Source organism: Bacillus sp. SRB_8 (genome assembly GCF_003264205.1).
In the GTDB taxonomy this organism is placed as follows: domain Bacteria; phylum Bacillota; class Bacilli; order Bacillales; family Bacillaceae_G; genus Bacillus_A; species Bacillus_A mycoides.
Map to the genome: position 1 here is coordinate 299142 of NZ_NADT01000008.1, position 26840 is coordinate 325981.

Here is a 26840-nt window from a genome sequence, read left to right on the forward strand (position 1 = left end):
ATAGATACAAATGAAGAATATATAAAAGTCCCTCCGCCTTAAGGCAGAGGGACTTTCTAATTCCTATTTCAAACTACCCGCAATCTCCGTAAAGATAACCCCAATTGCATGTGCACCTGCATCTGGATAGCCTAAGCTTCTTTCACCAACTGTACCAGCGCGGCCCATACGAGCTACGATTTCTTTCGTATACTCTGCTCCTTTTTCAAAGGCGATTTTCACTATGTTTAAAATATCTGAAAACATAAATTCATTTACTTTTTACGAAAATAAAATTGTATTTTTTAGAATTTTAATGTTAATCAATTTGAAACTTTATGAGTTAATTAAATGTGATATTTAAAGAAGGAATTTATGATGAAGTACTCACATGATGGAATTAATGTTAAAAAACAAAAAAACTCTAACTAATTCGTCATGGCGATTTAGTTAGAGTTTTTTTGTTTGAAGTATTCACGAGTATCTACCCTTATTTTTTCAGGTAAAACAATGTCAAGTTCTTTATCTAACCATGCAAGAGTCTTTTTACGGAGAAACTCACGCATGTGTTCTTCTGCTTCAAGCATTACTAAGTTAATTGTACAAGAAGAATTGCTAGGTTCACAAGAATTACAAGCCTCGTCTCGATATAGTAGGCCATTCTGCACAATATTTTTACATTGAAAAATAGGTTTTGGACCTTCGACAGCTTCTATTACATCCCAAAAAGAGATATCTTCTGGAGACTTAGCTAACCTATATCCTCCCTTTACACCTGGGACAGAATTCACAATGTCAGCTTTAGATAATTTACCGAAAACTTTTGAAAGAAATGTTTCAGAAAGTCCTTGAAACTCTGCCAAATCTTTTATTCCAACACTTTCCTTGGAAGGAGTATTAATTAAATAAACTAGGCAATGCAAGGCATATTCAACCCCAACACTATATTGCATATACAAATCACCTGCTTTTTATTTTAAGGGTTATCAAATTGTATCTTAGGACCATTTAGAATTTTAGTCAAATAAAAAAAGGCTCTTTTAGAATAGTATGTATTTCATTTGACAAAAATAATTTCAGAGTTTATATTAAAGACCGAACTAATCGACGATTAATTTAGTCGATAATTAAAACGTAAAAACTTTTAAGAAGGGGAAATACAAATGAACAAAACACTTATCATAAACGCACATCCGAAAGTGGATGATACATCATCAGTCAGCATTAAGGTTCTTAACCACTTTTTAGTATCTTATAAAGAATTAATTCCTAATAATGAAACGATTGAACAGATTAATTTATACGATGATGTAGTACCAATGATAGATAAAACTGTTTTAAGCGCATGGGAAAAGCAAGGAAATGGACAGAAGTTAACTGATGCAGAACAAAAAGTAACAGAGCGTATGTCCGAAATTTTACAACAATTTAAAAGTGCAAATACGTATGTTATCGTATTACCTTTGCACAACTTTAATATTCCATCAAAGTTAAAAGATTACATGGACAATATCATGATTGCACGTGAAACATTTAAATATACTGAAACTGGATCAGTGGGATTACTTAAAGATGGAAGAAGAATGCTTGTTATACAAGCAAGTGGAGGAATCTATACAAATGATGATTGGTATACAGAAGTGGAATACTCTCATAAATATTTAAAAGCAATGTTTAATTTCCTAGGTATTGAAGATTATCAAATCGTTCGTGCACAAGGAACAGCAGTACTAGATCCAAATGAAGTATTACAAAATGCATATAAAGAAGTTAAAGAAGCAGCTTCTAGATTGGCTAACAAATAAATTTTTTCACTGGAAGAATGATGGTTATAATTAAAGATCCCCTCCACCTTAAGGCAGAGGGGATCTTCTAATTCCTATTTCAAACTACCCGCAATCTCCGTAAAGATAACCCCAAGTGCATGTGCACCTGCATCTGGATAGCCTAAGCTTCTTTCACCAACTGTACCAGCGCGGCCCATACGAGCTACGATTTCTTTCGTATACTCTGCTCCTTTAACCGCTGCTTCTGCTCCTTTTTCAAAGGCAGTTTTCATGTCTGATTCGTTTGAAGCGCTATTTAACCAAGAGTCTACACATGGAGCAAGTGCATCAACAAGTGTTTTATCACCAACTACCGCTCCTCTACCGAACGATCTTTCACCGATAGATTGTATGCCTTGAAGTGCCGCTTGCAATATTTCAGCGAACTCTTTGGCTGTTAACTCACGTTTTTCGCCTGCTGCTTTACTAGCTGCGCGGAATGCTCCGCCCCAAATTGGACCAGAAGCGCCGCCGCAATGTTCCATAATAATCATTGAACAACCGTCAAGGAATGATCCGATCGTTACGTTCTCTTGATCTACAATAGAATGCCACTCACGCTTTAATTGCTTAAATCCTTTTGCAACACTCATTCCGAAGTCTCCGTCACCTGCATGTGTATCTAACTCACAGAACGGTACTTCATTTTTAATAATAATGTCACTCATTTTATCAACGAGATAAATCATGTTATTTAATGTAATGACATTATCTTTAATAACAGCGTGCTCTTCCGCTGTTTCTAGTTCAAATGAAACTTCCGTCTCTTCTACATCTTCAAGCACATTCACGTACTCTACACTCTCAACTGGTCCATCTACTTTAAATGCAGGTGTATTACACTCTTTCGATAATAACGTTTTTAGCTCGTCATCTAACTTCATCACTGTTAAAGACATACCAGCCATATCGATACTCGTCATATAATTACCGACGAATACTCTATTGATTTTAATGTTTCTAGCAGCTAATTCTCTCGTAACTGCATTATTAAATAGATAAAGTTCTTGCAGTGGTGTGCCGCCAAAACCATTTACTAGAAGTGCGATTTCCTCACCATCTTTTACTCCTAAATCTTTTATTAAATCATTTGTCATACGGTTAGCTAATTCATCTGCTGACAGCGTTTTTTCACGTTTAATACCTGGTTCACCGTGAATACCTACGCCGTATTCCATTTCATCTTCCGCAAGTGTAAAAGTAGGTGATCCGCTCGCTGGAACTGTACAAGAAGTTAATGCTAAACCGATTGTACGCACGTTAGCCGCTGCTTTTTCTGCGATAGCTTTCACCGCTCCTAAATCCATTCCTGCTTCCGCTGCTGCACCGGCAATTTTATGAACTAAAATAACTCCCGCAACGCCGCGGCGTCCTACTGTATACAAACTATCTTCTACCGCAATATCATCGTCTACTTTTACGTAGTCTACTTCAATTCCATCTTCAGTCGCTAAATGCGCACCGTTTTTGAAATTCATAATATCGCCGCTATAATTTTTAATAATTAATAACGTACCTTTTTTACTAGCTGTTTCTTTAATCGCTTGGTATACCTGAATTTGTGAAGGCGAAGCAAACACATCTCCGCATACTGCCGCATCTAACATTCCTTTTCCGACTAGACCTGCATGTGCTGGCTCGTGACCACTACCGCCGCCACTAATTAACGTTACTTTATTTTCATTCATTTCTTTCTTCTTAATGACTTTATATTTTTTCAAAAGCTCCAGCTCTGGATGAGCCATAACCATTCCGTTGCACATTTCCATTACTAATGTTTCTGGTTTGTTTATAATCTTTTTCATTGTGCTTCTCCCTCAATTCCTTTAATATATTGTGATATATTTGAAATCTTCTTCTTACTACTCATGTTAAAATGAAAGCGTTTTATAGTAAACGGACAAAATGGACAATCTGTCTAAAGACACCGCTCTCATTTGTAGGTAGGATTTTCATATTACTAACATTCTAGGGATGATTCAGATGACCTCTTCTATAATTTCTAAAAAGATAATCGCGAATTCATTGAAGTATTTAATGGAAACAGAGTCGTTTCATAAAATATCAGTGAGCGATATTATGTTACACTGTCAAATGCGTAGGCAAACTTTTTATTATCATTTTAAAGATAAATTTGAACTATTAAGCTGGATTTATAGAGAAGAAACGAAAGAAAACATTATAGACTTTCTTGATTATGAAACATGGGAAAACATTTTCGATTTATTATTTGATTACTTTTATGAAAATCAAAAATTTTACCGAAATGCTTTTAAAGTCATTGAACAAAACTCGTTTAATCACTATTTATTTGAGCATACGAAAAACTTATATATGAAGATTATTGATGAACTATCGATGAGCTGTGGATTCAGCCTTTCTGATGAGACAAAAAATACGATTGCCTCTTTTTATAGTCACGGCTTCGTTGGGACGATAAAAGATTGGATTGAAAGTAAATGTGAAGTAGATCCGTCCATTATGTCTTCTCTCATGAAAAATATGATAAACAATCAATTACTACTATTACTGGAGCAATCAGCAAAGTAATTAAAGGGTGGCAAAAGCAATGAAAAAGATTATGAATGATGTACAAAATATCGTTCAAGATATGCTGCATGGCTTTTATTTTGAACATAACGACAAAGTAAATTACGACGAAACACATAACATCATTTATGTAAAAGATATCGAAAAACTGAAGCAAGACGTCGCTATTATAAGCGGCGGTGGTAGCGGACATGAACCTGCTGATATAGGTTATGTAGGAAAAGGAATGCTTACAGCGGCCGTAAACGGCAGTATTTTCACTCCGCCTACAGTGGAACAAATTGTGGCGGCAACTCGCTTAATGCCAAAAGATAAAAGTATTTTATTCATTATTAAAAACTTTAAAGATGACGTAGAAAACTTTTTAGCTGCAGAACAAATCGCCCAAGAAGAAGGAAGACAAATTGACCACATCATCGTAAATGACGACGTTTCAATTGAAGATGATGCTTCTTTTAACAAAAGAAGACGCGGCGTCGCTGGTACTGTTTTCATTCAAAAAATAGTAGGCGCGGCCGCTGAGAGCGGTCATTCTTTAGAAGAACTAACAACACTTGGCCGTTCTGTCATCAAAAACTTACACACATTAGGAGTCGCCCTTTCACCTGCAAATGATCCAGTACAAGGAAAAGCTTCATTCACATTAAACGACGATGAAGTCTTTTACGGCGTTGGTATTCATGGCGAAAAAGGTTACCGCAAAGAAGCACTATCCTCTTCTGAAATATTAGCGATCGAACTTATGAACAAACTAAAAAGCATTTATCGCTGGAGAAAAGGTGACAACTTCGCCATCCTCATTAACGGACTCGGTACGACACCATTAATGGAACAATACATTTTCGCAAACGATATTCGCCGTTTATGTGAGCTGGAAGGCTTACATGTGAAGTTCGTAAAGGTTGGTACCCTTCTCACTTCTTTAGATATGAAAGGTGTTTCGCTCAGTTTGCTTAAAATAGAAGATTCGGATTGGGTGAAGTGGTTGAAGACGGATGTTGGAGCGAGCGGTTGGTAACAATAAACTAAACATTATGATGATTGAACGTTTAGTAATCAAAAGTACTGACTTATATGAAGAATGTATAAACCTTAGGTATCTGTAAATAAATCGAAGCATACATACTATTTGCAAGTTATCCACCAGTTTCGAAATGCGGTTATCCAGTCGGAGAAAGGCACCTTAATGTGTCTTTTTTTTATTTTCAAAAGGACCTGCTCAATTATTGCGTAAAAAACATAAAGTAAATTGAATCCGTTAAAATACATGAGTGACCCCTTGTTTTCCCCTCTTATTAAAGGAGGAACTATTATGGGATTTGGTGGTAGTTGTGGCGGCTGTGGATTTTCTGGCGGCTTTGCTTTATTAGTAGTATTGTTTATTTTATTAATCATAGTTGGAGCTTCTTGCTTCTGCTAAACAAACTATCGGAAAAGACACTCTTATATGGGTGTCTTTTCTTTGTAATAAAAAACTCTCCATAAAGGAAAATTTTTAAGTTTATACATTCAAGTCATCCAAATTAGTTATTTATACAGCACCTTATCACTTTCGGCCTTTAGTCTGACATACAAATAAGCCTTCCCCTACACAAAGTTGCTCAACTAACTTTAATTCCTTAGATCCAAAACTTATATAATTAAAACACTCATCACCAATTAATACACCTATTCTTAAATCAGAAAATATTAATATAAGCTTATCAACTTCTCTACTTGGTAAAAACTTTAACACATCATCATTAAATTCATTTTCTTACATCAATAGTTAGCTCATCTGTAATCTGCTCAAGATGGAAGAATCTTTTTATATAATGGATATCTGACCACTTTTCTTCCCCGCCAATAATAAATAATTCTTGCGCATCATACATAAATGAAAAGCTTGGATAGAAACTGTCCACTTTTATTTCAATCTCACCAGTACGATTACTAATAATCTTACAGTCTGCTGAATAGCTTAATAACGTATAGAGAGAATCTTGTGCTGATTGGAAAAAATACTTCATAAGTGTAGCTATATCATCACTATCGGTAATGCACACTTTAAAAAAGTTCGTATTCCTTTTCTTATTAGTAAAAATCAGCTCAAACGGGAATTTATTCTCTTCTAAAAACCTTTCAATAAAGTCCCTACACAAATAAGTTTCAAATATCATATACATAGGAAATTTGTTAATTAAGCCTATAAACCCTTTAATGATTTCTTCAAACCCTTTATGTTGATTCCAATTCGTTCCCACACCCATCATAATAGGTTGATTTAAATAAATAGGATAAGGTGATAACCCTTCATCATTTAACATATACACTCGTTTTCCATCTGTATGAAGAGCGGGTTGAGACTCTTTTAGTAAGTATTGAGATAATTGAACATTTAACACATTTACACCTACCTATCATGTAATACATAAACTGTATCTATTAAGTTAGAAAAAGGGATGAATCATTCACATTTTACCGTGTTTAAGCGAGGAGAACTAGAATCATTTTATAAACGAGGTCGTATCTCATTGGAGGATTACAGGTCTCCAGGATAATAAATTAACATCGCACCTACAAATGAACACACTAAACAAAAAGCAGCTTCGTATTTTATGACTAGAGAAGAGTTGGCATCAAGCTTTTTTTCCTCTCTTTTAAATATCATTTTAAATAAAACTCTATATAATACATACCCAACAATCGCCCCGAGGGTATTCGTAAATAAATCATCAATATCTGTAATTCTATTATTTAGTAATTGATTTAACTCAATTGCCAATGAAAAAAAGAATCCCGCACATACGGTGTTTTTCATTTTTCTAAAATGCGGCCAAATAGCCGGTAATAAAAAACCTAACGGCATAAACAGCAAAATGTTCAAAAGATACGCAGTACTACCTGCAGTATCAAATAGAGTCCAGTTGATTTGACTTACACGAATCCACGTTTCATATCTACTTATATCCCATACAGTTGCGATCTGCGTCACCCCATATACTAGCGAAAGGTAGAATAGAAAAACATATACCCATAGAAAATGCCCAATAGATATATTTCTTTTCGCTTTAAAATAAAATCCAATTTGAAACACAACACAAAAAATAATAGTAAAGAAATAAGTATACAAATAACCCATCAAAACTCCTGTATGCATGTAGAATCCCCTAACTTTACATTTTCATCTATGACTTTATCGTTTTTAGTATCCTTCTTGATGTAACTCATTTATAGGATAGGAAAAACTTTTAAAATAAAGAGCGGGGTAAACATTAAATTTTTCTTAAATCTTCACATGCAACCCTTGTAGTATTTTCATCAATACAGTATATATAATCATGTGTATCGTTTGTTCAGTTAAAGTCTGACTCAATCAGATATACTTATTCTGACAAGAGGAAAACAGTAGGCATGAATGAAAAGGTACTTGATGAAATTAGATGCTTCTAATAAAATCACGAAAGAAACGATTAATGAATTATATTAATTAAGGGATTGCGATATGGCAATCCCTTAATTTTTTTCATACAACACAAAAACTATCAAAATAGCTACGTTCTTCGCTTTTAAAAACACCGATTGATGTGCGCTGATTAAAGTTTCACTTTATTCCTTCCCATCTCTCATACTGTAATACCCTAAATTAATAATAATCAAGAAATACCCACCCATAATTCCAGCTGCAAATGTCCACATGAATTCATGGTGTTCAATTTCATACATAATAATCGCGCCGAGTATTGCAGCTGCAAACCGATTCATCATTCCAAGCATCGGTGCTTTTTCTTTTTTTACAATGCTATCTCCGAACTTTTCAATACGCCTTCCTAAAATCCAGGCGCAGTACATACTCACTAAAAGGCCAATGCTTATCCCTACAAACTGGGCTGAAAAAGGTGTCAGCAACCATCCTAATAACATCACGCCTAGCAAACAATATATTTGTATGTTAAATGATCTTAATGCCATACGAATCATGTTATGCTCCTTACCTTTCTCATTAATCCCATCTTTCGGACTTCAAGCTTTCCGATATATCTTTTTTAAAATGGGGGAATTTGATTTTGCTCACCATTAAATAAGCAAGTACGCATGTGCCAAACGCCACGGAAACTGGATTATTTAGGAGGCATAAAATGAGGAGACACATTGCCGCAAATGGAATAGGCATTCCTATAAATGTTGGGAGTTTGCTTTGCTGCGTGTTAAATCTCGCAAGCCGCAGCATTCCGCAAATACTATACGCGAGTGCACATATCATCCCGATAGACTGCAAATCTTTTAACGCAATACTATATGCAAGAATAGAAGGTGCCACACCGAAGGTAACTAAATCCGCAAATGAATCTAGCTCTCCACCCATTTCCGAAACAGAATCAAGTTTCCGAGCGACCATGCCATCAAAAAAATCAAATAACATACCTGTAATAATAAAAACTGCCCCCAAATACATATCGTGAACGAGGACAGCGTAAATAGCCAAAAGCCCACATACAAAATTTGCTATCGTAATCATATTTGGTATGTAACTCATAACAGGCTTCTCCTCCTTTCTACTAATTGCTTCATCAAGGTTCTTACTCATTACAATCAAGATCCTTCTGTTTTTCTTCCAATATCACTTTATTTATTTTCGTTAACGTATCCGTCATTTGCTCTAAAGCATTTATGTCGATTTTAGAAAAGTATTTCTCAATTAATACATCATCTAACTCAGACAACCGCTCTATATACTTACTACCGTTTGGACCAAGTGTAAGGAAATACTCCCGTTTATTATTAGGGTTTACTTGTTTCGAAATCATCTTCTGTTTTTCCAATTTCGATAAAACTTGGCTCACAGCACTTTTCGATATATTAAAAGTAGTCGCAATGTGATTTGCTGTTGTATTTTCATTTAAATTAATATGAAATAGCATGCTCTCTTGCTGTCCTGTAAGACCGTACTCATCTTTCAACTCCTGAAATATTAAAATGTAGAATTCATTATAGGCTCGGTTCATTTCATTAATTACTTCTTTATATGATCTAGTCATAGCATTCTTCCTCCAGTTATTCTGTTATTTCGTTTTGTTAAACAGTTAAGTTCACTTAACTTAACTATATTATACCGTTATGTTCGTGTAAAGGAAAATATAGCCCCATACTTTATTCACAATGAAAAAAAGAAGACATCTTAATTGATATCTTCTTTTTATACTTAAGATTTCAAACTCTCACCATTCGTCTCAATTACTTCTTTATACCAATTGAAACTGTTCTTCTTCGATCTTTTTAATGAGCCTTTTCCTTCATTATCTTTATCAACGTATATATATCCGTAACGTTTTTTCATTTCTCCAGTAGAGGCACTTACAAGGGAATCTACATATACTTTCTCCTCCTAAAATCACCAAAACCCATTTACAAATCTATAAAAGTAGATATAATATCCTTATGGAACCTTTATTAATTTATAAAGCATTGTCAAATGAAACAAGATGTCAAATTTTATCATGGTTGAAAAATCCAGAAAACCATTTCGATGAAAAACCTTATCTAGAGCAAGACCTTAACTTTCAAGTTGGAGTGTGCGTAGGAGATATCCAGCTTAAAACTGGCTTAGCCCAATCGGTTATTTCTAGTTATTTATTAACAATGAAAAAGGCAGGATTACTAGACTCTGACCGAATTGGAAAATGGACATACTATCGCCGAAATGAAAAAACAATACGAGAGTTTTCTGAATACGTTCAAAACGAATTATAAAATGAAAGCTAATAATCAATCTGCATACTAATTGATTATTAGCTTTCACACATTCTGCTTTTTACGGGTATCCAATTACTTTTTATAAGATTGCACTACCTATAAAAGCAAGAAACATAGAAAGGAGAAAATTTTTTAATATATCATATCTAGTTATTTAGATATCTGTTATTGTGTTTAAAATTACATAGTCCTGATAATATTGGCATCCAATCATACTTGTAATAATGCTTCTTTGTTAATGAATTTACTTTCAAAATACCGATACGAATGGAGAGTTTTATAAATGAAAAAAGTAAATCCTTTACTTATTCTGACACTCGCAATAGGTGTGTTCGGAATTATTACTACCGAGATGGGTATTGTCGGCGTATTACCACAAATCACTCAAAAATTTGGAATTTCAACTACACAAGCTGGATTTTTAGTAAGTATATTTGCACTAGTTGTTGCTATTTCTGGTCCGTTTTTAATTCTGCTCGTCTCTAGTATTAATCGCAAAATAATTTTATTATCAGCAATTTTCATATTTGTTATTTCAAATATAATCTACGCTTATACAACACAATTTGAAATCATGCTTATTTTTCGTATTTTACCAGCAGCACTTCATCCACTCTTCTTTTCAATCGCTCTTGTAACAGCTGCTAAACTTGTCCCTCCAGAAAAGAGCGGTCAAGCGGTTACAAAAGTTTTCATGGGAATTACTGTTGGCTTTGCTTTAGGTGTACCACTAACCTCTTACCTTGCAGACCAATTTTCACTCGAAATTGCTTTCTTATTCGGAGCGCTTGTTAACACTCTTGCATTCATTGGAATACTAATCCTACTTCCTTCTATGCCTGTTAAAGAAAAAATGTCTTTCGGCAAACAAATTCGTATACTCGGCAAACCAGGATTATGGTTAAATATTTTAACCGTCACATTCCTTTTTGCAGCCATGTTTTCCGTATACAGCTACTTCGCTGAGTACCTTGCAAAAGTAACTTCCATGAATGGATCTCTCATCAGTATCATGCTATTCATATTTGGCATAGTTATGATTTTAGGTAATCATTTATTTGGTAGTCTCCTGCAAAAAAGTATAGTAAATACAGTAATATTATTCCCTATCCTATATTCTATTGTTTACATATTGGTTTATTATTTAGGTTCCTACCTTGTTCCAATGATTTTTATCGTATTCATTTGGGGAATCGTACATGCTGGTGGATTAATTGTTGGTCAAACATGGTTAATAAGCGAAGCAAAAGAAGCGCCTGAATTTGGTAATAGCCTATTCGTTTCATTCTCAAATCTCGGAATTACTTTAGGAACAACTATTGGAGGCTGGTTCATTTCAAACTTAGGTATTCACCAGCTTATTTGGAGCGGATTCATTTTCACACTACTCTCATTTCTGTTAATTATAATAAAACTAAAATTTTTCAATTCTAATAGCCAAGCTTCATTATCAAGTTAGTACATTTTCAGTTTCAAATTTTATAAACTAAAAAGTATAATGATCAAAGCCTTTAGCCATAATTACGACTAAAGGCTTTTTTGTATATAAAGTGAAACTTTACTCAGTGGGGGGTTTTGTTCATCCCCCCACTGAGTATTAGCCTTCACCAATCGGGTGTTTACGGGCAGCAGGGCTCCCACCTAACTTCTTTGCTCCAGCTGAATTTTGAGGTGGGAGTTTTACTGCCCACAAATAGCGGGATAAAAATAAATCTAAAAGGAGCTAATTTTATGGAACATAATCAAAATGGAGTACTTGCTTTAATTGTTTTGTTTTTAGGATTAGTGTTTTTTGTTAGTGGAATGGTTTATCATTTATGGGGTTCTTATTAATTTCAACTTTTAGAAAGATAAATAATTTAAAAACTAAAACGTGTATTGTAATTATCGATATGGCATATTTCCAAAAACAACTTAACATGGTAAAATAATATTTGGACGGGAGTCCAATATTATTAAAATTAAGATGGTTCAAGTCGGAGAAAGGCACCTTAGGGTGTCTTTTCTTTATTTTCAAAAGGACCTGCTCAATTATTGCGTAAAAAACATAAAGTAAATTGAATCCGTTAAAATACATGAGTGACCCCTTGTTTTCCCCTCTTATTAAAGGAGGAACTATTATGGGATTTGGTGGTAGTTGTAGTAGTTGTGGCGGCGGCTTTGCTTTACTAGTTGTATTGTTTATTTTATTGATCATTGTTGGAGCTTCTTGCTTCTGCTAAAAAACTATCGGAAAAGACACTCTTATATGGGTGTCTTTTCTTTGTAATAAAAAGCTCTTCATCACTTTCGGTCTTTAGTGTGACATACAAATAATCCAGTTCCCCAAGCGCCCATATTCCACAGCCCCTTCTTTGTGCTTTTCTTTTCTTTTCATTTATATTTCAATTTCAAATATAGTAGAAACTCATTACAAGGCTAGTTATATATACAATTATTATAGATAATATATACCTTTCACCACATGTATCATTCTGAATAATTAAAAACAACTATTAAAAATTCCATATAGACCCATTACTGGTTGAAATGTTATAATTAAACCACCCTACATAGTTACTCATGTTCAGGATGAGAAACTAACGTCTTATTAAGTAATGCGCATAACTTAAATAAACAAGACACTGCAAAGTGTCTTGTTTATTTGCATCAAGTTTCCTTTTTATCCCAAAACCAATATAACAAAATGTAACATTTAATACATATAAAGAAAAATATAGATTTATTAAATCATTATGGCACCCATGAAAGTACTTTTATTTTGGAGGAACACAATATGAACAAAAAGTTATTAACAACATTATTATGTAGCACATTCTTGTTTGGATTATCAGCTTGCAGTTCACATGATACATCTAGCAGGAACACGAAAAACGAACAGGAGACTTCTAAAGAAACAAAAAATGATGAACTTAGCAACAAGGATCCTCAAAAAGAACTTCCCACCCATGGAGATTCTTCTGATGTATACATATCAATACGCTCTGCCGATTCATTAGATGTTATAGGCAATGGAGAAGTTAAAGCACAAGGTGTATTTAAAGTATTAGACGTCGCAGTTTATAATCGTCAAGAGGAACCCATTACACTAAATAGCAATAACTTTAAATTAATTGACGGAACCGGAAGAGAATATCACATTTCTAATGAATCTCAATTAGTACTTAAAGCTGCAAATACTGCTACATTTAAATTTGGTGTTCTTAATCCTAATGAAAATTCGGAAGGGAACATTGTATTCGATGTACCGAAAAATACGCAAGGATTAACTTTGAAAATTAATGGAGATATGCTGGATGAAGGGATCGAGTTAAAGGTGGAATAGTCAAAGAAAATACAAACCGCCTATCACAACTTATACTAACATAACAAAAAGTACAGCCTCTGTATTAACTACAGTAGACTGTACTTTTTCATTTGTGATTTTGTATAACTCACTATAACAGGATTCCTTAGTTCTTTTGAGAAGATGCTCTCCAATCACGAAAAGATGTTGGAAACCCAGAATGTCCACGTTGCTTTGTAACAACTGGTTTCTCTTGAAGAGTAGTTGATTTCTCTTCAGGAATAGTTGGTTTTTCTTCAAGAATACTCAAAGCTGTTTGCATTTTCTCCAGCTGTTCTTTTAAAGCTTGCTGCTCAATCTTTAAATCCGTAAGTAAACGTAATATCATCTCAGAATTAGCCATAACGATCTCCTTTCCCCCAATGCACAGAATAAAATACCATATGTAATAAGCGGAATACTCGTGACAAAAATAAGTTCGTCAACTCTTTTAAAATACCGAGTACTTTTATTTTTTCAAAAGGACCTGCTCAAGTTTATCCGTAAAAACATAAAGTGATATAAATCCATTAATATATGGACTTTATGGAAGGAGGAGTTAATATGGGCTATGGTGGTAGTTGTGGTGGAGGCTGTGGTTTTGGCGGTGGATTCGCCTTACTTGTTGTGCTCTTTATCTTATTAATCATCGTTGGAGCTAGCTGTTGGGGCGGCGGATTCGGCTGCTAATAAGAGGCACTCTTGAGAGTGTCTTTTTTTTATTTCTCAATATAGGGCTAACATATATGTGTTACTATCAAAAGGCGAGATTCCCTAAGCGTAATATAGTAGTTTACCAACTATGAAAGCCACTGTCACAAGAAAACAGTAGGCTTTTATTTTGTTATTTAACAAGATTAAAACATGAATTGCCATTTCCCCTCAGTAACATTTTTAAATTGACATAGCACTTCATGCACCATATACTGTTAACAACAGTATACTGTCATTAACAGTATACATTCTAGGAGGTATATTCATGAAGCATACAGGAAGACATACAGGTGCATTTCTTTTGTTATTTTTAGCAGAAGGTGATAACTATGGCGGACAGCTACTTCAGAAATGTGAAGAAGAACTTCCGGTCAATCCAATCGATAGTGCCATCCTTTACCGCACGCTGAAGAAATTAGAAAATGAAGGTGCTATTGAATCTTATGTAAGTACATCAGTTCCAGATAAGCCGAGAAAGATGTACAAAATTACTACAGCCGGAAAAGAACAATTAGCGGATTTTCAAATGGATATTGAGGAAAAAATGAAAAACTTATCATTTTTCTTAGACAAATATAAAGACTTAAAGGAATCTAATCATGATTAATGGCGCTATCCTTTACACTTTGGCCATTATTCTTACGGGGATTTCTTTTATGAAAGATCGGAATAAAACGAAATTTTCCCTATTAAAATCATGGAAAATATTTCGAAACCTCCTCCCTGCCATGCTCTCCATTATGCTTTTCGTTGGACTATCACTTTCTATCTTAACGCCGTCCTTCATCTCTTCCATCATTGGAGAACAGTCTGGATTTTTAGGTATTATTTATTCAGCACTACTCGGATCTGTGGCACTTATCCCAAGCTTTGTCGTGTTTCCTCTTGGTAATACGTTAGTACAGCACGGCGCAGGTCTTCCTCAAGTTGCGGCACTCATGTCTACACTAATGTCAGTAGGAATTACAACCTTGCCGATGGAACAAAAGATATTCGGACGAAGCTTTGCTTACGCACGTAATGCATCTGCATTACTCATGTCACTCCTATTCTCATATATCATTTGGGTGGTGATGGTATGAATGAACTAAAAAGATATCGCTTCTTTTTCATTTTGCTGATTGGACTTATCATACTAACTTTTATAAACCAATCTTTAGGATGGAGCGCATTACAATTAACAGGGAATAGCATTTTAGATATGTTGTTTCTACTCCCCCCTGTCCTAATATTTGTAGGGTTACTTGATCAGTGGGTGAAGAAAGAAACGCTAATGAAATATATGGGAGAAAAGTCCGGCATATATGGAATATTATTCTCTCTATTATTAGGCGGAATTGCAGCTGGTCCCCTCTATGTTGCCTTTCCGATTGCAGCACTACTATTAAAAAAAGGCGCCAGCATTAGGTACATCGTATTTTTCTTAGGTGTTTGGACAACTGCGAAATTACCAATTATGGTGTATGAATTTTCTTCATTCGGAGCTACCTTTACGCTCGTTCACATTTGCTTCGGTCTGTTGTTCTTCTACGTAATGGGCATCGTTTTTGAGAAGTTTTATGATCAACGGCAGTTGTTGCAGTATGATATTACGAAAGAAATGTAAGAAGACATCTTTAATCATAAAGATGTCTTTTTTATATTAACCTTAATTTTCGTTCTGTAAAACCCCCGCTGCTTCTACTCCTTTTTTCTCTTCTTTTAAGAACAACGATACGATAAAAGCAATAATGATAAAGATTAACCCTAGTGTAAATGCACCTTGGAAGCCGGATGTTAAACCGTTTAACTTCTCTACTGGATCCATTGGATTTGCGGAGCTTTCCATATACTTAGTTGTTCCTGAAGACATTTTCGAAATAAAGATAGCCGTACCAATTGCGCCAGCTACTTGCTGTAACGTATTAAACAGCGCTGTTCCGTGCGGATATAGATCTGGTGTTAATTGATTTAAACCATATGTTTGTGCTGTCATTACAAACATGAGTCCGACCATTAATACGCTATGCATGACAATAATTTGTACCATTGATGTATCAGGAGTAATGCCTTTAAATAAGAACATTGCAATCCCAACTAACACAATGCCGGGAACAATAACAACTTTCGGACTAAATTTATCAAATAGTTTACCTGCGATTGGTCCCATTATGGCGCTAATAATACTTCCCGGAAGCATTATTATTCCTGATTTAAAGGCTGTAACGAGTAACACTGTTTGCAGGAACATCGGTAATAAAGTCATCGTTGAAAATAACGACATCATAACAATGACGATTAATCCAACTGATATTGTAAACATCGGAACTTTAAATGCACGTAATTCTAAAATTGGATTCTCGATTTTTAATTGTCGCACTACAAAAATACATTGTGATATAAGCCCAACAATTAAGGCGCCATACACTTTCGGATCGGGCCACCCTAAATCACCTGATGCACTAAAGCTATACACAAGCCCGCCAAATCCTAATGTCGATAAAAGGATAGATGGATAATCTACTTTCGGTCTTGTTAACGCTGTAACATTTTTAATGTATTTCATTCCAATTACAATTGAAATGATCACGATAGGAATAACAATGTAGAATAACCAGCGCCAATTTAATGAATCAACGATTACTCCAGATAATGTAGGACCAATTGCTGGAGCTGACATCATCACAAGTGCGATTAATCCCATCGTGGCACCGCGCTTTTCAGGTGGACAAATAATTAAAATCGTATTCATTAATAACGGTGAAATTAACCCCGTCGCTACTGCTTGGACGATACGGCCGACTAATAAAACGGAAAATGTCGGTGCAAATCCCGCAATTAATGTACCGACTAAAAACGTTACCATAGCGATCAAAAACATTTGTCTCGTTGTGAGCCATTGCTGAAGTAACGCTGTAATCGGGACTAAAACCCCAACCACCAACATGTAAGCTGTAGAAAGCCATTGAATAGTTGAAGCTGTTACGTCAAATTCTTTCATTAATACAGTTAACGCATTACCAAGTAATGTTTCGTTTAATAATGCAACCATTGCCCCTAAAAGTAATGCAATTAAAATCGGGGTATGTTTCATATTAGAAGTATCAACTTTGCCACTTGCAGGGCTCTTAGTTGTTATATTCATTTGCAAATTCTCCTCCTGTTTCTTACTTGAAAAGCTTTAAATACACCGGAACACATGTAATATAATATACATATGTAGATTAAAAAGGGAGAATCAATTTTCAGCCATTGTATATTTAATCTACAAAAAAGGAGAATTGTAGATGAACGATAATGAAAAACAGCTTGATTTACGTATTAGACGTACACATAAATTACTTTGGGATTCCTTATTTGAATTAATGACGCAATCAAAACAAAAATATAGTTCCATCACGATTAACCAAATATGCGATCGCGCGATGGTACACCGAACAACCTTTTATAAACATTTTGAAGATAAAGATGCTTTATTAGCATTTGGGTTTAAACGATATGGCGAGATGATTACTGAAATACCGATTTCAGATCGATTAAGTAAGCCATTTCAAGTGATGGAACAATTCCTACATCATGAAGAAATCGGTAAAATATTAGAGGCACAAATGTCTGATGAGCAATTTATTAGCCGTATACATTATTTAAGTCACGAAACAAGAAAACAAGAAACAGAAGCGTTAAATCAGCTGTGCAAAAATCATACGATGCCAAATGATTTAATCATTGAATTTTATTCAGGAGTAATCACATCATTAAGCGCGTGGTGGTTTCAAAACGGAAGAACAGTTTCTGCAGCTGAAATGGATAGGTATTTCCACCAACTTATTAATCGGGATATTTTTCAGTTTGAAAAGGAATAGTATTACAATTTTCGCTCATGTAATCAAATTGACCACAAAATAGGAATATGATATATTTTCGGTAGAATACTATATAAGTGTGACATCGAATGAAATGGCATATAATAAAAAGAAGAGATGCGCTAACATCTCTTCCTTAACTGCTACCGTATAGGGTGGTGGTTATTATACGTTATGATTTTTTACGAAACCCACCCTTTTGCTTCCTACGGCGCAGAGTGTTTTTTTTGTTGTCCTTATCCAGAAGTTGCTTCCGCAAAAAATACGCTGAAAATTTCTAGCACTACGGACTCATGGCCAAGCATATTTTGCACAGCAATACACTACACCTACAGGCCTTGTTTTTTCATTAGAACCTGTCTTTTCCGCAGGCTTCGCTTTCGTTTTCACAGGTGAAACACTCACGGGAAAAGGATACTTAGGCGCGACGCTTATCTTAGTAAGTGTGTTGATTGCTGAGGTGGATTTTAAGGGGTTGTTGCGGCCTAATTATAAGAAGAATATAGAGTAAACATTTTACTATGATCAATAAACATACCCCAGAAAAATATGAGTTTATATCATTCTCTTCACTTAGATTTTCTTTTAAATGAGACTTTTTTAGATGCTATCTTCGAATAAGGTAGCATCTAAAATTGTTAAAAAGAATTCCCCCCTGGTATCTTCTTATACTTTATGTAGTCTTCATATTTGACCTTTTCTACGTTCTTTGAAGAAAAGATGTTCAAAATCACTTACTGAATATAGTCATACAGATTTTTCGCTAACAATAAACAAGTTACTGTAATGAAAAGAGCACGAACATACCCACTTCCTTTTTTTATAGCAAATTTGGATCCAACAATCCCTCCAGCAATTTGAGCAATCCCCATTATAAAACCATACACATAGTTTACTTGCCCTACATACATAAACATCAACAATGCACCAACATTACTTCCTAAATTAAGAAGCTTCGCATTACCTGCTGCTTTTAAAAAATCATACCCAATAAATAAAAGAGAAAACATTAAAAACGAACCTGTACCAGGGCCTAGAAACCCATCATAAAAACCAATAATAAAAATAAAAAAAGTAAAAATAATGAAGTGTTGACTGGACAATTTCTTATGAGTGGAAACACTACCCCAATCCTTTTTGAAAATCGTATAAATAGCAACCGCACCAAGCATGATCAGCATCAATGGCTTCAGTACTTCTGGGTTCATTAAATGAACGGTCCATGCCCCTATTATGGAACCTATGAAAGTGAGCGGAAATAATTTAAACGCCGATTTCAAATCAAGATTACCAGAACGATAAAACACAATATTACTAGTTGCACACCCCATTGTCGACGCTAGTTTATTCGTAGCTACTGCACTTGCTGGGTTCAGTCCTGTAAATAATAAAGCTGGTAAAGCAATGAGTCCTCCACCACCTACAACTGAATCAATAAATGCAGCTAAAAATCCAAAAGCAATCAAAATAATTAATACGGATGGGTCTAAATAAAAATCCATATTATTAACCTCCCCTTTAGTCACTATTCGAATAGTAACTAATAATTTGCTAAATGTAAACAGTTATTGTAACGTTAAAATATAAAAGCAAACATCGGAGGACGAAAAAAGTGGACTACATAGTGCAACAGCTTAAAAAAATTGGTTTTAATGAATATGAAGCTAAATCTTATGTATCTCTTGTTAAACAGGGGCCTGTCACAGCCTACCAAGTGAGTAAGGATTCGGGTATCCCAAGAGCGCGAATTTATGAGATTTTGGGTAACCTTGTAGAAAAAGGAATTGTCATGAAAGAAGAAATAAATGACACCACTCGCTATTCACCTCTACCCGTTGAAATCTTTTTACAAAAGGCACAATCAGAATGGCAGTCTACTTATGAAGGAATCAGTGATTCATTAAAAAAACTAGAAACTTTCGAGGAAAAAACAGATAATCGAGTGATTACTTTAAAAGACAATAAAACAATAATTAGCTACTGTCAGGCATTAATAAAAAAAGCCCAAAAACGTATTGTCATTTCAATGTGGGATGAGATGTATGAAGCGTTAAAAGAGGAACTATCTGAGGTAGCTGATAAAGTTACAGTACAAGGTATTACCCTGCATGTTGAAAATCCCATTAAAAATCTAGAAGCCCATCGTATAACACCTTATACAGAAACTCTGTCTACAGAACATTGGTTTATTTTATCTATAGATTCTAAAGAGATGATTTATGGACCATCACTTGAGGAGCGTAATATTGCTTTTTATACAGATGATCCCGTTCATATATACCTATTAGAGGATTATGTATGGCATGATGTTTTAGTGAATCGACTTGTACAACGTAGCCAAGATGATTTGGAGCAATGGATTACTACAGAGAGAAAATCCTTCTTTATGGAAAAATAAGAAGCATATTCAAAGAATCAAAAAATAAAGCATAAGTTAATTAAATAGAAAACTTATGCTTTATTTACCTCTATCCAAATAAAGCATAAAGCTAGGGATACTCCTTTAATAAATTTATATATTTAAGAACTTTTTGATTATCTCTCAACATTATTTACGTCTTTCTTTATACTAATCTTTGTAAAAAAAATTATAGTATCTCTTTTAATCACACCTTTTTCCTCCTACTAATTTACCATCTCCACAAACCGCCCAAACTCCTTCAAAAATCTCAGCTTAAAACTACCCACAGGCCCATTCCGATGCTTCGCCACATGGATCTCCGTCATCTCTTTCTGTATCGTTTCCTTATCGTAATAATCCTCACGATACATAAGCATAATGACATCCGCATCTTGCTCAATTTGCCCCGTCTCTCTTAAATCAGATAAAAGCGGACGCTTATCTTGACGTGACTCTACAGAACGAGACAATTGCGATAATGCTACTATACAAACATTTAAATCACGCGCTAACAACTTAAGCTTACGTGAAATTTCACTTATCTCTTGAAATCGATTGCCCTTATGCTTCGGATCGCCCGTAATAAGCTGCAAATAATCTACAATAACTAACAGCTTTTTATCACCGTGCTTCCTCTTTAACTTACGAGTCTGCATCCAAATATCTTGCATTGTAACACCGGCCTTATCATAAATCTCAAGCGGTAACTCACCAATCTCCGCAAACGCCTTACTCACCTTTTCCCAGTCTTCTATCGTAAAACGATGCTTCGGATTTTTCAGCCTACCTCCTGACACTTCGCCCGCGCAAGACGCCAGCCTTTTTAGCAATTGCTTACTACTCATCTCTAATGAAAACAACCCAACCGCCGCTCCAGACTTCGCCGCATGCAGTGCGATATTTAACGAAAATGCCGTTTTTCCCATAGAAGGACGCGCTCCAAGAACGACAAAATCACCTTCCTGCAATCCGCACGTCATCTTATTTAGCGATGTATAACCAGTCTCAATACCAGTATTCTCTTTCGTATCTTGATGAAGCTCCTCATATAGCCCAACTAAAGCATCCTTCAAATCAAACTCACATACATGGTCCTTTTCCTCTAACTCACAAAGTTCCGTAATCGTCTCACCAATAATTTTCTCATTCTTCTCCGCAATAAGACGCTCTCCCATCTTGTGCCCGAGAACGCCAGCCTGATACATTTTCCATGCACCTCGAACAAGCCCCTCATAATAAGAAAAGTTGCTAGTCGTAGGCACACCCTCTATTAATGCTATAAAATACTCCATTCCCCCGATATTCTCCAAAAAATTAGGATTCATCCGAGAAACGAGCGTCACAAGATCAATGGGTTGCCCTTCATCTTCAATTTTTCGCATTAACCGAAATATAGACTTATGCACTGGCATAGAAAAATAATGCTCCGTCAAACGGCACTCCTTAATAAGCTCTCCATCAATTAAAAGAGAACCTAACACCGTCTTTTCCGCCTCCACATTTTGAATACTCATGGACGCCACCCGCGCTCAGCTAAAAAGCGCTGCAACTCTTCCTCAGATGGCACATTCTTCTCCCACTCCTCACACTTCGCTAAAAAATTCTCCGTCTCCGCAGTACTAACAGACGACTCCTTCTTCCTAAACTGAGCCGTATCCGCCTCAACCTCAGACACTTTCGTAAATCCTTTCCCGTGCCACCCCCTCAAAATCCCCTTCACATAAGCAACCGTTCGCTTATTATTCTCAAACGCAATTTGAAGAGCCTTCAGCACGAGCTCCTCTGACAAATCAACCATCCACGCACTCAATTCCTCTACCGCAAACGGAGACAAACTACCGAAATGTTGCTCGTAAAAAGAAAACACACGGCTTCCCGTTTCTTCCCGTGCAACCTCTTCTTCCTCTGTCTCCTCGCAAACTGGCTCTACATCATCAACAGCCAAATCACTCGGCATACCGAAATGTGCTAAAAGCATCGGAACATTCAGCTCCTCCTCTACGCACTTCTGAAGAAACATATGTACAAACTCCTTATTCTTCACACCCTTCAGCTCACGAAGCACACACTTCTCCACATTCGTATTCGTCACAGGATTATAACGAAGCCAATTTAAAATAAATAACTCCCTCGTCTCCGCATCATACAGAATCTTTCCATAATCAATAAAGCGCTGCACCAACTTATCAACAGTCTCCCGATTATAACCAGTCTCCATCTCAGCTAACCGCTTTGGAAACGGAAAAATCCCGCACTGCGTCGTCTTCGAACAAGTTAACAAATACACATAAAAATACCGCTCCTCCGGCGTCAAATCCAAAACAAAATCATCCTGCCAAAAATTCACCTGCACATTACGATACACCGCCATCCCAATTCCTCCCGTCCTCATTCAAAAATAAAAATTTCTCTTTGTACTATATATAGGAAGGAGGAGCGGGTTTTTGGCGTGTTATTTCAAATTTTTTTTGACTACTACTACGGTGTTTGTTGTTGTTTTTGTTTTGTTGTGTTTTTTCTTAGTGATTTTTTACTTGGGAGGGGCTTGGGAGGGGCTTGGTGTCGGTTACTTTGATTAGGAAGACTCGATTTGAAAAGCCGCCTCGTTCTTCTGCTTTCTTTTTACGGATGTTATTGATTTCTTCTAATGTTGTGCCTTCGTGTTCGGCTAGAGCGTTTATTAGTTCTAGTAGGTCGGATAGTTCTTCGAGTTTATTGGGTTTTGTTTTTGCTTCGATGTATTCCGTTAGTTCTTCTTGTGTTTTCTTGCAGATTTCTTTTATGTATTCGTCTTCGGATAGAATTCTTGTTGTGGGTGTTTTTCCGTTGTTTTTTATTATTTGTGGGATTTTGTTTCGGATTAGTTTGTTATAGGTTGGCATGTGGGTTTTCCTCCGTTTGTTTTTTTTCTATTATAATGGAAAAGCAGTTAGTGAACTACACCTCCAATTGTTAGACTGTATTCAACAATTGGAGGTGTGGTTTTTTATAAATAAATTTACTTCAGCAAACAGGATAAATGCAATAATACATTATCAAGATGGAAATAATAGTATAAAGATATTGTAAAATCATAAAGAAAATAAGTATTTATTATCTAATTTATAACTTTTGTTTCCGCTAATTTCCTAAGTCCACTTTTTATATTGGAGTAGGATAATCCAAACAACCCCACATTGATTTGTTATGTGTAGATGCGAAACGGTGGGAGTCGAACCTACCGTCTCAGAATACTGTTAAATCAAAGTTTGCGGGGACAATTGATTATATTTTTGACTACATTTTATAAAAATGTATTTCAAAAGTAGTTCGATTTATTTCCACCCTACCCTTTCTATTTTAAAGTTATTAAATTTTTCCACCTACTCCCTTAAACTTCTCTACGAAGGCAGAAATTTTCTGAAAAACGCCCTGCTTTTTTGTTAAATATTGAGGATTAAGAGGACTCATTTTAGGAAGAATTTCATTAAGTTCCGTTCCGTTTTCACTAGCGTATTCTCTTTTTAATGAATTAAAAATATATCTTTTTGCAGCCTCTTCATTAAGTTTTTCAGTATTAATCAACTCTTCTGCTTCGCGTTTTTGCTCAGTTTGAGCAAATGAGAAGAAGGCATCAATAATACTTGCTTTATCTTGAATATTGTCTAAATCAGCTTGGTTGATAAAATCAACTACTAAGCTTTCTTTTGCACGGTTTCCTACGCTAGATCGAATTAAACGACGAACCTCTTCAACCAATGTTGCTTTATCTTTTACTTTCTTGTTTTGTTCAAAAATAAGTTCAAGAATGTAATCTAAATTAATCTCTTGGGATTTTAAAAGATCTACTTCAAAGACAACATCATCCCAATCAATAGAAACATTTTCCTTTTCTTTTCCATTTCTTTCACTGCGGAGCCAATCACGAATATCATTATATGAAGAACGATAATCTTGAATAGCTCTTTCTTCTAACACCTGAATCTCTTGCATAACAGCAATATCTTCATCAGTAACATAGTGAGTAGATTTAAAATCTTCTAAAGCTTTAGGATCAGTAATATCTATTGCTTGCAAAGCTTTTAAACCTGAAAATTCATCATAGTTCTGCAAGATATTTTCAATACGCAAATATTCACCAAAGAGTTTCGCAAACTCTTTTTTTTCCTTTTCAGTAACAATATCATCAACATTAGGAAAACGTTCCTTTAATTCTTTTACTACATCTACGTATCCACGACGGGCTTCACCAGTTGCCACATCAGTGAATCCTTCCATATACTCCTTGTAGCTTTTCTCCAGCACCACATTTTTAGTGTTTTTATCTCCAAAAAGAGTAATGGCGTCTATGGTTGCTTGTTCTAAATCTCTAAAAGTAACAATATTTCCAAAGGTTTTGGTGGAATCATAAATACGATTTGTTCTCGAAAAAGCTTGCATTAAACCATGATACCTAAGATTTTTATCAACAAATAAAGTATTTAATGTAGGTGCATCAAAACCAGTTAAAAACATTCCTACAACAATCAACAAATCAATCTCTTTGTCTTTTACTCGTTTAGCAAGGTCACGATAATAATTTTGAAATTCCTTACTTTCTACGCCATAATTGGTTTTAAACATGTCATTATAGTCTTTAATGGCTAAACTTAAAAACTCTTTTGCACTACTATCCATTGCTGAAGGTTCAAAAGTTTCATCAAGAATTTCACCTATAGCAGTTTGCTCTTCATTAGCAGCAAAGGAGAAGATTGTCGCAATCTTAAGGGGTTTACTGCTTCCCTGTTGTAAGTTATTTAATGATTCATAGTAGAGTTTGGCTGCGTCAACACTACTCACAGCAAACATGGCATTAAATCCTTTTCCATTCGCATTTAACCGGTGGGTTTTTATTCTAAAATTATTCAGAATATATTGAGATATTTCTTTAATCCGTTCAGGATGTAGTAATGCTTCTTTATTTTCTGCTGCCGATAGCTTTTTCTCGTCCTGTTCTTTTTCAATCGTTTTGAAACTTGGGACGTACATCGTTATAATCTACTTTGAACTTTAAAACTTTTTCATCTCTAATGGCATCCGTAATTACATAAGAGTGTAACTCTCGACCAAAGACAGAAGCAGTCGTTTCAGAACCTAACGCATTTTCTTGGAAAATAGGCGTACCTGTAAATCCAAATTGATAGAACTTCTTAAACTTTTTATTGATATTCTTTTGAGCTTCACCAAATTGTGAACGGTGGGCTTCATCAAAAATAAATACCACTTGCTTATTATATATAGGTAACTCTGTTTCGCTTTTAATTAAGTTATTGAGTTTTTGAATCGTCGTCACAATAATTTTATTATCATCTTTTTCAATGTTACGCTTTAATCCTGCGGTACTTTCTGAACCATTAACACTATCAGGGGAAAAACGCTGATACTCTTTCATCGTCTGAAAATCTAGGTCTTTCCTATCTACAACAAAAAATACTTTATCTATAAAATCCAGTTCAGTAGCTAAACGAGCTGCTTTAAAACTCGTGAGCGTTTTCCCCGAACCCGTTGTATGCCAAATATATCCACCACTTTCAGTAGTTCTCCAATTTTTGGCTAGGTATGAACTTTTAATTTTCCATAAAACCCTTTCCGTGGCAGCAATTTGATAAGGACGCATAATCAGCAGGTTATCGCCCACATCAAAAACGGAGTATTTCAGTAGTACATTCAATAAAGTATTTTTCTGAAAAAATGTAGCCGTGAAATCTTTTAGATCTTTTATCAGGGTATTATCCGATTTTGCCCAATTCATAGTAAAATCAAAACTGTTTTTATCACGTTTAGTCGTATTAGCAAAATAACGGCTATCTGTCCCATTAGAAATCACAAAAATCTGTAAATATTTAAACAGAGAGTTTTCTGAATTAAAGCTCTCTTTACTATATCGATGAACCTGATTAAAGGCTTCACGAATAGCAATTCCACGCTTTTTAAGCTCTACTTGTACTAAAGGTAAGCCATTGACTAAAATGGTAACATCATATCTATTGGTTTGCGTTCCTTTTTGTTCAAATTGGGAAATTACCTGCACTTTATTGTTAGCAATATTCTTTTTGTCTACTAGGTAAATGTTTTGAATATGCCCATCATCAAAAACAAAGTCATAAATATAATCGTTATGAATTCTACGGGTTTTATCAATGTGGTTATCACTGGCTTTATCTAAAAACTGCTCACAAAATCTAATCCATTCAGCTTCTGAAAATTGTACATTATTAAGGTTTTGCAGTTGCACTCGGACATTAGCAAGCATTTTTTTAGGAGTGGTTAAACTTGGTAGATGTTCATAACCTTGATTTACTAAATCTTGGATGAGTTCTCGTTCTAAATCGGCTTCTGTTTGATAGCCAGATCCTTGTTGGTCTATATTGGAATATTTATCCAAAATTATAAAGTTGTTTGATTCCGTGATGGGTTTGAAATCGCTCATTAATTTTCCCCCCTATATAAAA

The 26840-nt window shown here is 35.1% G+C and carries 30 protein-coding genes and 2 pseudogenes; 15 read left to right on the forward strand and 17 right to left on the reverse strand.

Annotated elements, in window-relative coordinates; genetic code table 11:
- Positions 1-63 precede the first annotated feature (63 nt).
- Positions 64-234 (reverse strand): DAK2 domain-containing protein, encoded by a 171-nt coding sequence (locus B5P40_RS08335; RefSeq protein WP_336619607.1) that lies wholly within the window; start codon positions 232-234, stop codon positions 64-66.
- A gap of 191 nt (positions 235-425) precedes the next feature.
- Complete coding sequence (locus B5P40_RS08340) at positions 426-932, reverse strand: RrF2 family transcriptional regulator (protein WP_016101675.1); 507 nt, start codon at positions 930-932, stop codon at positions 426-428.
- A 210-nt stretch (positions 933-1142) separates the two neighbouring features.
- Between B5P40_RS08340 and B5P40_RS08345 the strand changes: the two genes are divergently transcribed.
- Positions 1143-1784, forward strand: coding sequence for an FMN-dependent NADH-azoreductase (locus B5P40_RS08345; RefSeq protein WP_113709115.1), 642 nt, complete (start codon positions 1143-1145; stop codon positions 1782-1784).
- Positions 1785-1858: 74 nt separating this feature from the next.
- Here B5P40_RS08345 and dhaK read toward each other — a convergent pair whose 3' ends face one another.
- A complete protein-coding gene (gene dhaK, locus B5P40_RS08350; RefSeq protein WP_113709116.1) occupies positions 1859-3610 on the reverse strand; it encodes a dihydroxyacetone kinase subunit DhaK in 1752 nt (583 codons plus the stop codon).
- Positions 3611-3788: 178 nt separating this feature from the next.
- Between dhaK and dhaS the strand changes: the two genes are divergently transcribed.
- From dhaS to B5P40_RS08370, 3 genes are all read left to right on the forward strand, one after another.
- Entirely contained in the window at positions 3789-4355 is a 567-nt protein-coding gene (gene dhaS / locus B5P40_RS08360) for a dihydroxyacetone kinase transcriptional activator DhaS (protein WP_000204216.1), read from the forward strand.
- Positions 4356-4374: 19 nt separating this feature from the next.
- Complete coding sequence (dhaQ, locus tag B5P40_RS08365) at positions 4375-5373, forward strand: DhaKLM operon coactivator DhaQ (protein ID WP_113709117.1); 999 nt, start codon at positions 4375-4377, stop codon at positions 5371-5373.
- A gap of 294 nt (positions 5374-5667) precedes the next feature.
- Positions 5668-5775, forward strand: a complete 108-nt coding sequence (locus B5P40_RS08370; RefSeq protein ID WP_000505673.1) for a YjcZ family sporulation protein — start codon at positions 5668-5670, stop codon at positions 5773-5775.
- A gap of 328 nt (positions 5776-6103) precedes the next feature.
- Here B5P40_RS08370 and B5P40_RS08380 read toward each other — a convergent pair whose 3' ends face one another.
- The 6 genes and pseudogenes from B5P40_RS08380 to B5P40_RS08405 all read right to left on the reverse strand — a co-directional run.
- Positions 6104-6739 (reverse strand): hypothetical protein, encoded by a 636-nt coding sequence (locus B5P40_RS08380; protein ID WP_113709118.1) that lies wholly within the window; start codon positions 6737-6739, stop codon positions 6104-6106.
- A gap of 137 nt (positions 6740-6876) precedes the next feature.
- The gene (locus B5P40_RS08385; protein ID WP_113709119.1) at positions 6877-7494 is read right to left on the reverse strand and encodes a VanZ family protein; all 618 of its coding nucleotides are present in this window, start codon (positions 7492-7494) and stop codon (positions 6877-6879) included.
- Positions 7495-7943: 449 nt separating this feature from the next.
- Complete coding sequence (locus tag B5P40_RS08390) at positions 7944-8315, reverse strand: ATP synthase subunit I (protein WP_033708849.1); 372 nt, start codon at positions 8313-8315, stop codon at positions 7944-7946.
- Positions 8316-8337: 22 nt separating this feature from the next.
- On the reverse strand, positions 8338-8922 hold the full coding sequence (gene pssA, locus B5P40_RS08395) for a CDP-diacylglycerol--serine O-phosphatidyltransferase (RefSeq protein WP_002140635.1): 585 nt from the start codon (positions 8920-8922) through the stop codon (positions 8338-8340).
- Positions 8915-9373, reverse strand: coding sequence for a MarR family winged helix-turn-helix transcriptional regulator (locus tag B5P40_RS08400; RefSeq protein WP_002140634.1), 459 nt, complete (start codon positions 9371-9373; stop codon positions 8915-8917). Before B5P40_RS08400 ends, pssA begins: the two co-directional genes overlap by 8 nt.
- Before the next feature lie 164 nt (positions 9374-9537).
- Positions 9538-9696: pseudogene (locus tag B5P40_RS08405) on the reverse strand (family 1 glycosylhydrolase); the annotation flags it as partial.
- 77 nt (positions 9697-9773) lie between these two features.
- On the opposite strand from B5P40_RS08405, the gene B5P40_RS08410 reads away from it, so the two are divergent.
- The 4 genes from B5P40_RS08410 to B5P40_RS08425 all read left to right on the forward strand — a co-directional run bounded on the left by B5P40_RS08410 (position 9774) and on the right by B5P40_RS08425 (position 13413).
- Entirely contained in the window at positions 9774-10085 is a 312-nt protein-coding gene (locus B5P40_RS08410; protein WP_002140623.1) for an ArsR/SmtB family transcription factor, read from the forward strand.
- Between the two features lie 286 nt (positions 10086-10371).
- Complete coding sequence (locus B5P40_RS08415) at positions 10372-11547, forward strand: MFS transporter (protein WP_002125689.1); 1176 nt, start codon at positions 10372-10374, stop codon at positions 11545-11547.
- Between the two features lie 661 nt (positions 11548-12208).
- Positions 12209-12310, forward strand: coding sequence for a YjcZ family sporulation protein (locus B5P40_RS08420; RefSeq protein ID WP_000505688.1), 102 nt, complete (start codon positions 12209-12211; stop codon positions 12308-12310).
- Between the two features lie 554 nt (positions 12311-12864).
- On the forward strand, positions 12865-13413 hold the full coding sequence (locus tag B5P40_RS08425) for a DUF4352 domain-containing protein (protein ID WP_113709120.1): 549 nt from the start codon (positions 12865-12867) through the stop codon (positions 13411-13413).
- 127 nt (positions 13414-13540) lie between these two features.
- Here B5P40_RS08425 and B5P40_RS08430 read toward each other — a convergent pair whose 3' ends face one another.
- The gene (locus B5P40_RS08430; protein WP_002140614.1) at positions 13541-13777 is read right to left on the reverse strand and encodes a hypothetical protein; all 237 of its coding nucleotides are present in this window, start codon (positions 13775-13777) and stop codon (positions 13541-13543) included.
- Between the two features lie 200 nt (positions 13778-13977).
- On the opposite strand from B5P40_RS08430, the gene B5P40_RS08435 reads away from it, so the two are divergent.
- The 4 genes from B5P40_RS08435 (at position 13978) to B5P40_RS08450 (ending at position 15733) form a co-directional block, all read left to right on the forward strand.
- Positions 13978-14103: a YjcZ family sporulation protein gene (locus tag B5P40_RS08435; RefSeq protein ID WP_000540377.1), complete on the forward strand. Its 126-nt coding sequence runs from the start codon at positions 13978-13980 to the stop codon at positions 14101-14103.
- Positions 14104-14392: 289 nt separating this feature from the next.
- Positions 14393-14734 (forward strand): PadR family transcriptional regulator, encoded by a 342-nt coding sequence (locus B5P40_RS08440; RefSeq protein ID WP_002159060.1) that lies wholly within the window; start codon positions 14393-14395, stop codon positions 14732-14734.
- Positions 14727-15209: a hypothetical protein gene (locus tag B5P40_RS08445; RefSeq protein WP_113709121.1), complete on the forward strand. Its 483-nt coding sequence runs from the start codon at positions 14727-14729 to the stop codon at positions 15207-15209. The genes B5P40_RS08440 and B5P40_RS08445 overlap by 8 nt, the downstream gene beginning before the upstream one ends.
- Positions 15206-15733, forward strand: coding sequence for a permease (locus B5P40_RS08450; protein WP_033730902.1), 528 nt, complete (start codon positions 15206-15208; stop codon positions 15731-15733). The genes B5P40_RS08445 and B5P40_RS08450 overlap by 4 nt, the downstream gene beginning before the upstream one ends.
- Positions 15734-15775: 42 nt before the next feature.
- Here B5P40_RS08450 and B5P40_RS08455 read toward each other — a convergent pair whose 3' ends face one another.
- Positions 15776-17251 (reverse strand): MDR family MFS transporter, encoded by a 1476-nt coding sequence (locus B5P40_RS08455; RefSeq protein ID WP_113709122.1) that lies wholly within the window; start codon positions 17249-17251, stop codon positions 15776-15778.
- Positions 17252-17393: 142 nt separating this feature from the next.
- Here B5P40_RS08455 and B5P40_RS08460 point away from each other — a divergent pair, with 142 nt between their 5' ends.
- Complete coding sequence (locus tag B5P40_RS08460; RefSeq protein WP_113709123.1) at positions 17394-17969, forward strand: TetR/AcrR family transcriptional regulator; 576 nt, start codon at positions 17394-17396, stop codon at positions 17967-17969.
- Between the two features lie 310 nt (positions 17970-18279).
- A pseudogene (locus B5P40_RS08465) lies at positions 18280-18480 on the forward strand (EamA family transporter); the annotation flags it as partial.
- A 223-nt stretch (positions 18481-18703) separates the two neighbouring features.
- Here B5P40_RS08465 and B5P40_RS08470 read toward each other — a convergent pair.
- Entirely contained in the window at positions 18704-19471 is a 768-nt protein-coding gene (locus tag B5P40_RS08470; protein ID WP_002030085.1) for a TSUP family transporter, read from the reverse strand.
- A gap of 110 nt (positions 19472-19581) precedes the next feature.
- Between B5P40_RS08470 and B5P40_RS08475 the strand changes: the two genes are divergently transcribed.
- The gene (locus B5P40_RS08475; RefSeq protein ID WP_002166243.1) at positions 19582-20367 is read left to right on the forward strand and encodes a TrmB family transcriptional regulator; all 786 of its coding nucleotides are present in this window, start codon (positions 19582-19584) and stop codon (positions 20365-20367) included.
- Between the two features lie 227 nt (positions 20368-20594).
- Here B5P40_RS08475 and dnaB read toward each other — a convergent pair whose 3' ends face one another.
- The 5 genes from dnaB to B5P40_RS33355 all read right to left on the reverse strand — a co-directional run bounded on the left by dnaB (position 20595) and on the right by B5P40_RS33355 (position 26818).
- The gene (dnaB, locus tag B5P40_RS08480) at positions 20595-21884 is read right to left on the reverse strand and encodes a replicative DNA helicase (protein WP_113709124.1); all 1290 of its coding nucleotides are present in this window, start codon (positions 21882-21884) and stop codon (positions 20595-20597) included.
- Positions 21881-22741: a DnaD domain-containing protein gene (locus B5P40_RS08485; RefSeq protein ID WP_113709125.1), complete on the reverse strand. Its 861-nt coding sequence runs from the start codon at positions 22739-22741 to the stop codon at positions 21881-21883. Before B5P40_RS08485 ends, dnaB begins: the two co-directional genes overlap by 4 nt.
- Before the next feature lie 148 nt (positions 22742-22889).
- The gene (locus B5P40_RS08495) at positions 22890-23252 is read right to left on the reverse strand and encodes a nucleoside triphosphate pyrophosphohydrolase (protein WP_113709126.1); all 363 of its coding nucleotides are present in this window, start codon (positions 23250-23252) and stop codon (positions 22890-22892) included.
- Between the two features lie 466 nt (positions 23253-23718).
- Positions 23719-25377: a type I restriction endonuclease subunit R, EcoR124 family gene (locus B5P40_RS33350; protein ID WP_258402126.1), complete on the reverse strand. Its 1659-nt coding sequence runs from the start codon at positions 25375-25377 to the stop codon at positions 23719-23721.
- The gene (locus B5P40_RS33355; protein WP_258402127.1) at positions 25349-26818 is read right to left on the reverse strand and encodes an HsdR family type I site-specific deoxyribonuclease; all 1470 of its coding nucleotides are present in this window, start codon (positions 26816-26818) and stop codon (positions 25349-25351) included. The genes B5P40_RS33350 and B5P40_RS33355 overlap by 29 nt, the downstream gene beginning before the upstream one ends.
- Positions 26819-26840 lie beyond the last annotated feature (22 nt).

Excerpts from the sequence above, each read along its gene's own strand:
- B5P40_RS08340 (WP_016101675.1), bottom strand. The coding sequence starts at position 932 with ATGCAATATAGTGTTGGGGTTGAATATGCCTTGCATTGCCTAGTTTAT.
- B5P40_RS08345 (WP_113709115.1), top strand. The coding sequence starts at position 1,143 with ATGAACAAAACACTTATCATAAACGCACATCCGAAAGTGGATGATACA.
- dhaK (WP_113709116.1), bottom strand. The coding sequence starts at position 3,610 with ATGAAAAAGATTATAAACAAACCAGAAACATTAGTAATGGAAATGTGC.
- dhaS (WP_000204216.1), top strand. The coding sequence starts at position 3,789 with ATGACCTCTTCTATAATTTCTAAAAAGATAATCGCGAATTCATTGAAG.
- dhaQ (WP_113709117.1), top strand. The coding sequence starts at position 4,375 with ATGAAAAAGATTATGAATGATGTACAAAATATCGTTCAAGATATGCTG.
- B5P40_RS08370 (WP_000505673.1), top strand. The coding sequence starts at position 5,668 with ATGGGATTTGGTGGTAGTTGTGGCGGCTGTGGATTTTCTGGCGGCTTT.
- B5P40_RS08385 (WP_113709119.1), bottom strand. The coding sequence starts at position 7,494 with ATGCATACAGGAGTTTTGATGGGTTATTTGTATACTTATTTCTTTACT.
- B5P40_RS08390 (WP_033708849.1), bottom strand. The coding sequence starts at position 8,315 with ATGATTCGTATGGCATTAAGATCATTTAACATACAAATATATTGTTTG.
- pssA (WP_002140635.1), bottom strand. The coding sequence starts at position 8,922 with ATGAGTAAGAACCTTGATGAAGCAATTAGTAGAAAGGAGGAGAAGCCT.
- B5P40_RS08400 (WP_002140634.1), bottom strand. The coding sequence starts at position 9,373 with ATGACTAGATCATATAAAGAAGTAATTAATGAAATGAACCGAGCCTAT.
- B5P40_RS08410 (WP_002140623.1), top strand. The coding sequence starts at position 9,774 with ATGGAACCTTTATTAATTTATAAAGCATTGTCAAATGAAACAAGATGT.
- B5P40_RS08415 (WP_002125689.1), top strand. The coding sequence starts at position 10,372 with ATGAAAAAAGTAAATCCTTTACTTATTCTGACACTCGCAATAGGTGTG.
- B5P40_RS08420 (WP_000505688.1), top strand. The coding sequence starts at position 12,209 with ATGGGATTTGGTGGTAGTTGTAGTAGTTGTGGCGGCGGCTTTGCTTTA.
- B5P40_RS08425 (WP_113709120.1), top strand. The coding sequence starts at position 12,865 with ATGAACAAAAAGTTATTAACAACATTATTATGTAGCACATTCTTGTTT.
- B5P40_RS08430 (WP_002140614.1), bottom strand. The coding sequence starts at position 13,777 with ATGGCTAATTCTGAGATGATATTACGTTTACTTACGGATTTAAAGATT.
- B5P40_RS08435 (WP_000540377.1), top strand. The coding sequence starts at position 13,978 with ATGGGCTATGGTGGTAGTTGTGGTGGAGGCTGTGGTTTTGGCGGTGGA.
- B5P40_RS08440 (WP_002159060.1), top strand. The coding sequence starts at position 14,393 with ATGAAGCATACAGGAAGACATACAGGTGCATTTCTTTTGTTATTTTTA.
- B5P40_RS08445 (WP_113709121.1), top strand. The coding sequence starts at position 14,727 with ATGATTAATGGCGCTATCCTTTACACTTTGGCCATTATTCTTACGGGG.
- B5P40_RS08450 (WP_033730902.1), top strand. The coding sequence starts at position 15,206 with ATGAATGAACTAAAAAGATATCGCTTCTTTTTCATTTTGCTGATTGGA.
- B5P40_RS08455 (WP_113709122.1), bottom strand. The coding sequence starts at position 17,251 with ATGAATATAACAACTAAGAGCCCTGCAAGTGGCAAAGTTGATACTTCT.
- B5P40_RS08460 (WP_113709123.1), top strand. The coding sequence starts at position 17,394 with ATGAACGATAATGAAAAACAGCTTGATTTACGTATTAGACGTACACAT.
- B5P40_RS08470 (WP_002030085.1), bottom strand. The coding sequence starts at position 19,471 with ATGGATTTTTATTTAGACCCATCCGTATTAATTATTTTGATTGCTTTT.
- dnaB (WP_113709124.1), bottom strand. The coding sequence starts at position 21,884 with ATGAGTATTCAAAATGTGGAGGCGGAAAAGACGGTGTTAGGTTCTCTT.
- B5P40_RS08485 (WP_113709125.1), bottom strand. The coding sequence starts at position 22,741 with ATGGCGGTGTATCGTAATGTGCAGGTGAATTTTTGGCAGGATGATTTT.
- B5P40_RS08495 (WP_113709126.1), bottom strand. The coding sequence starts at position 23,252 with ATGCCAACCTATAACAAACTAATCCGAAACAAAATCCCACAAATAATA.
- B5P40_RS33350 (WP_258402126.1), bottom strand. The coding sequence starts at position 25,377 with ATGTACGTCCCAAGTTTCAAAACGATTGAAAAAGAACAGGACGAGAAA.
- B5P40_RS33355 (WP_258402127.1), bottom strand. The coding sequence starts at position 26,818 with ATGAGCGATTTCAAACCCATCACGGAATCAAACAACTTTATAATTTTG.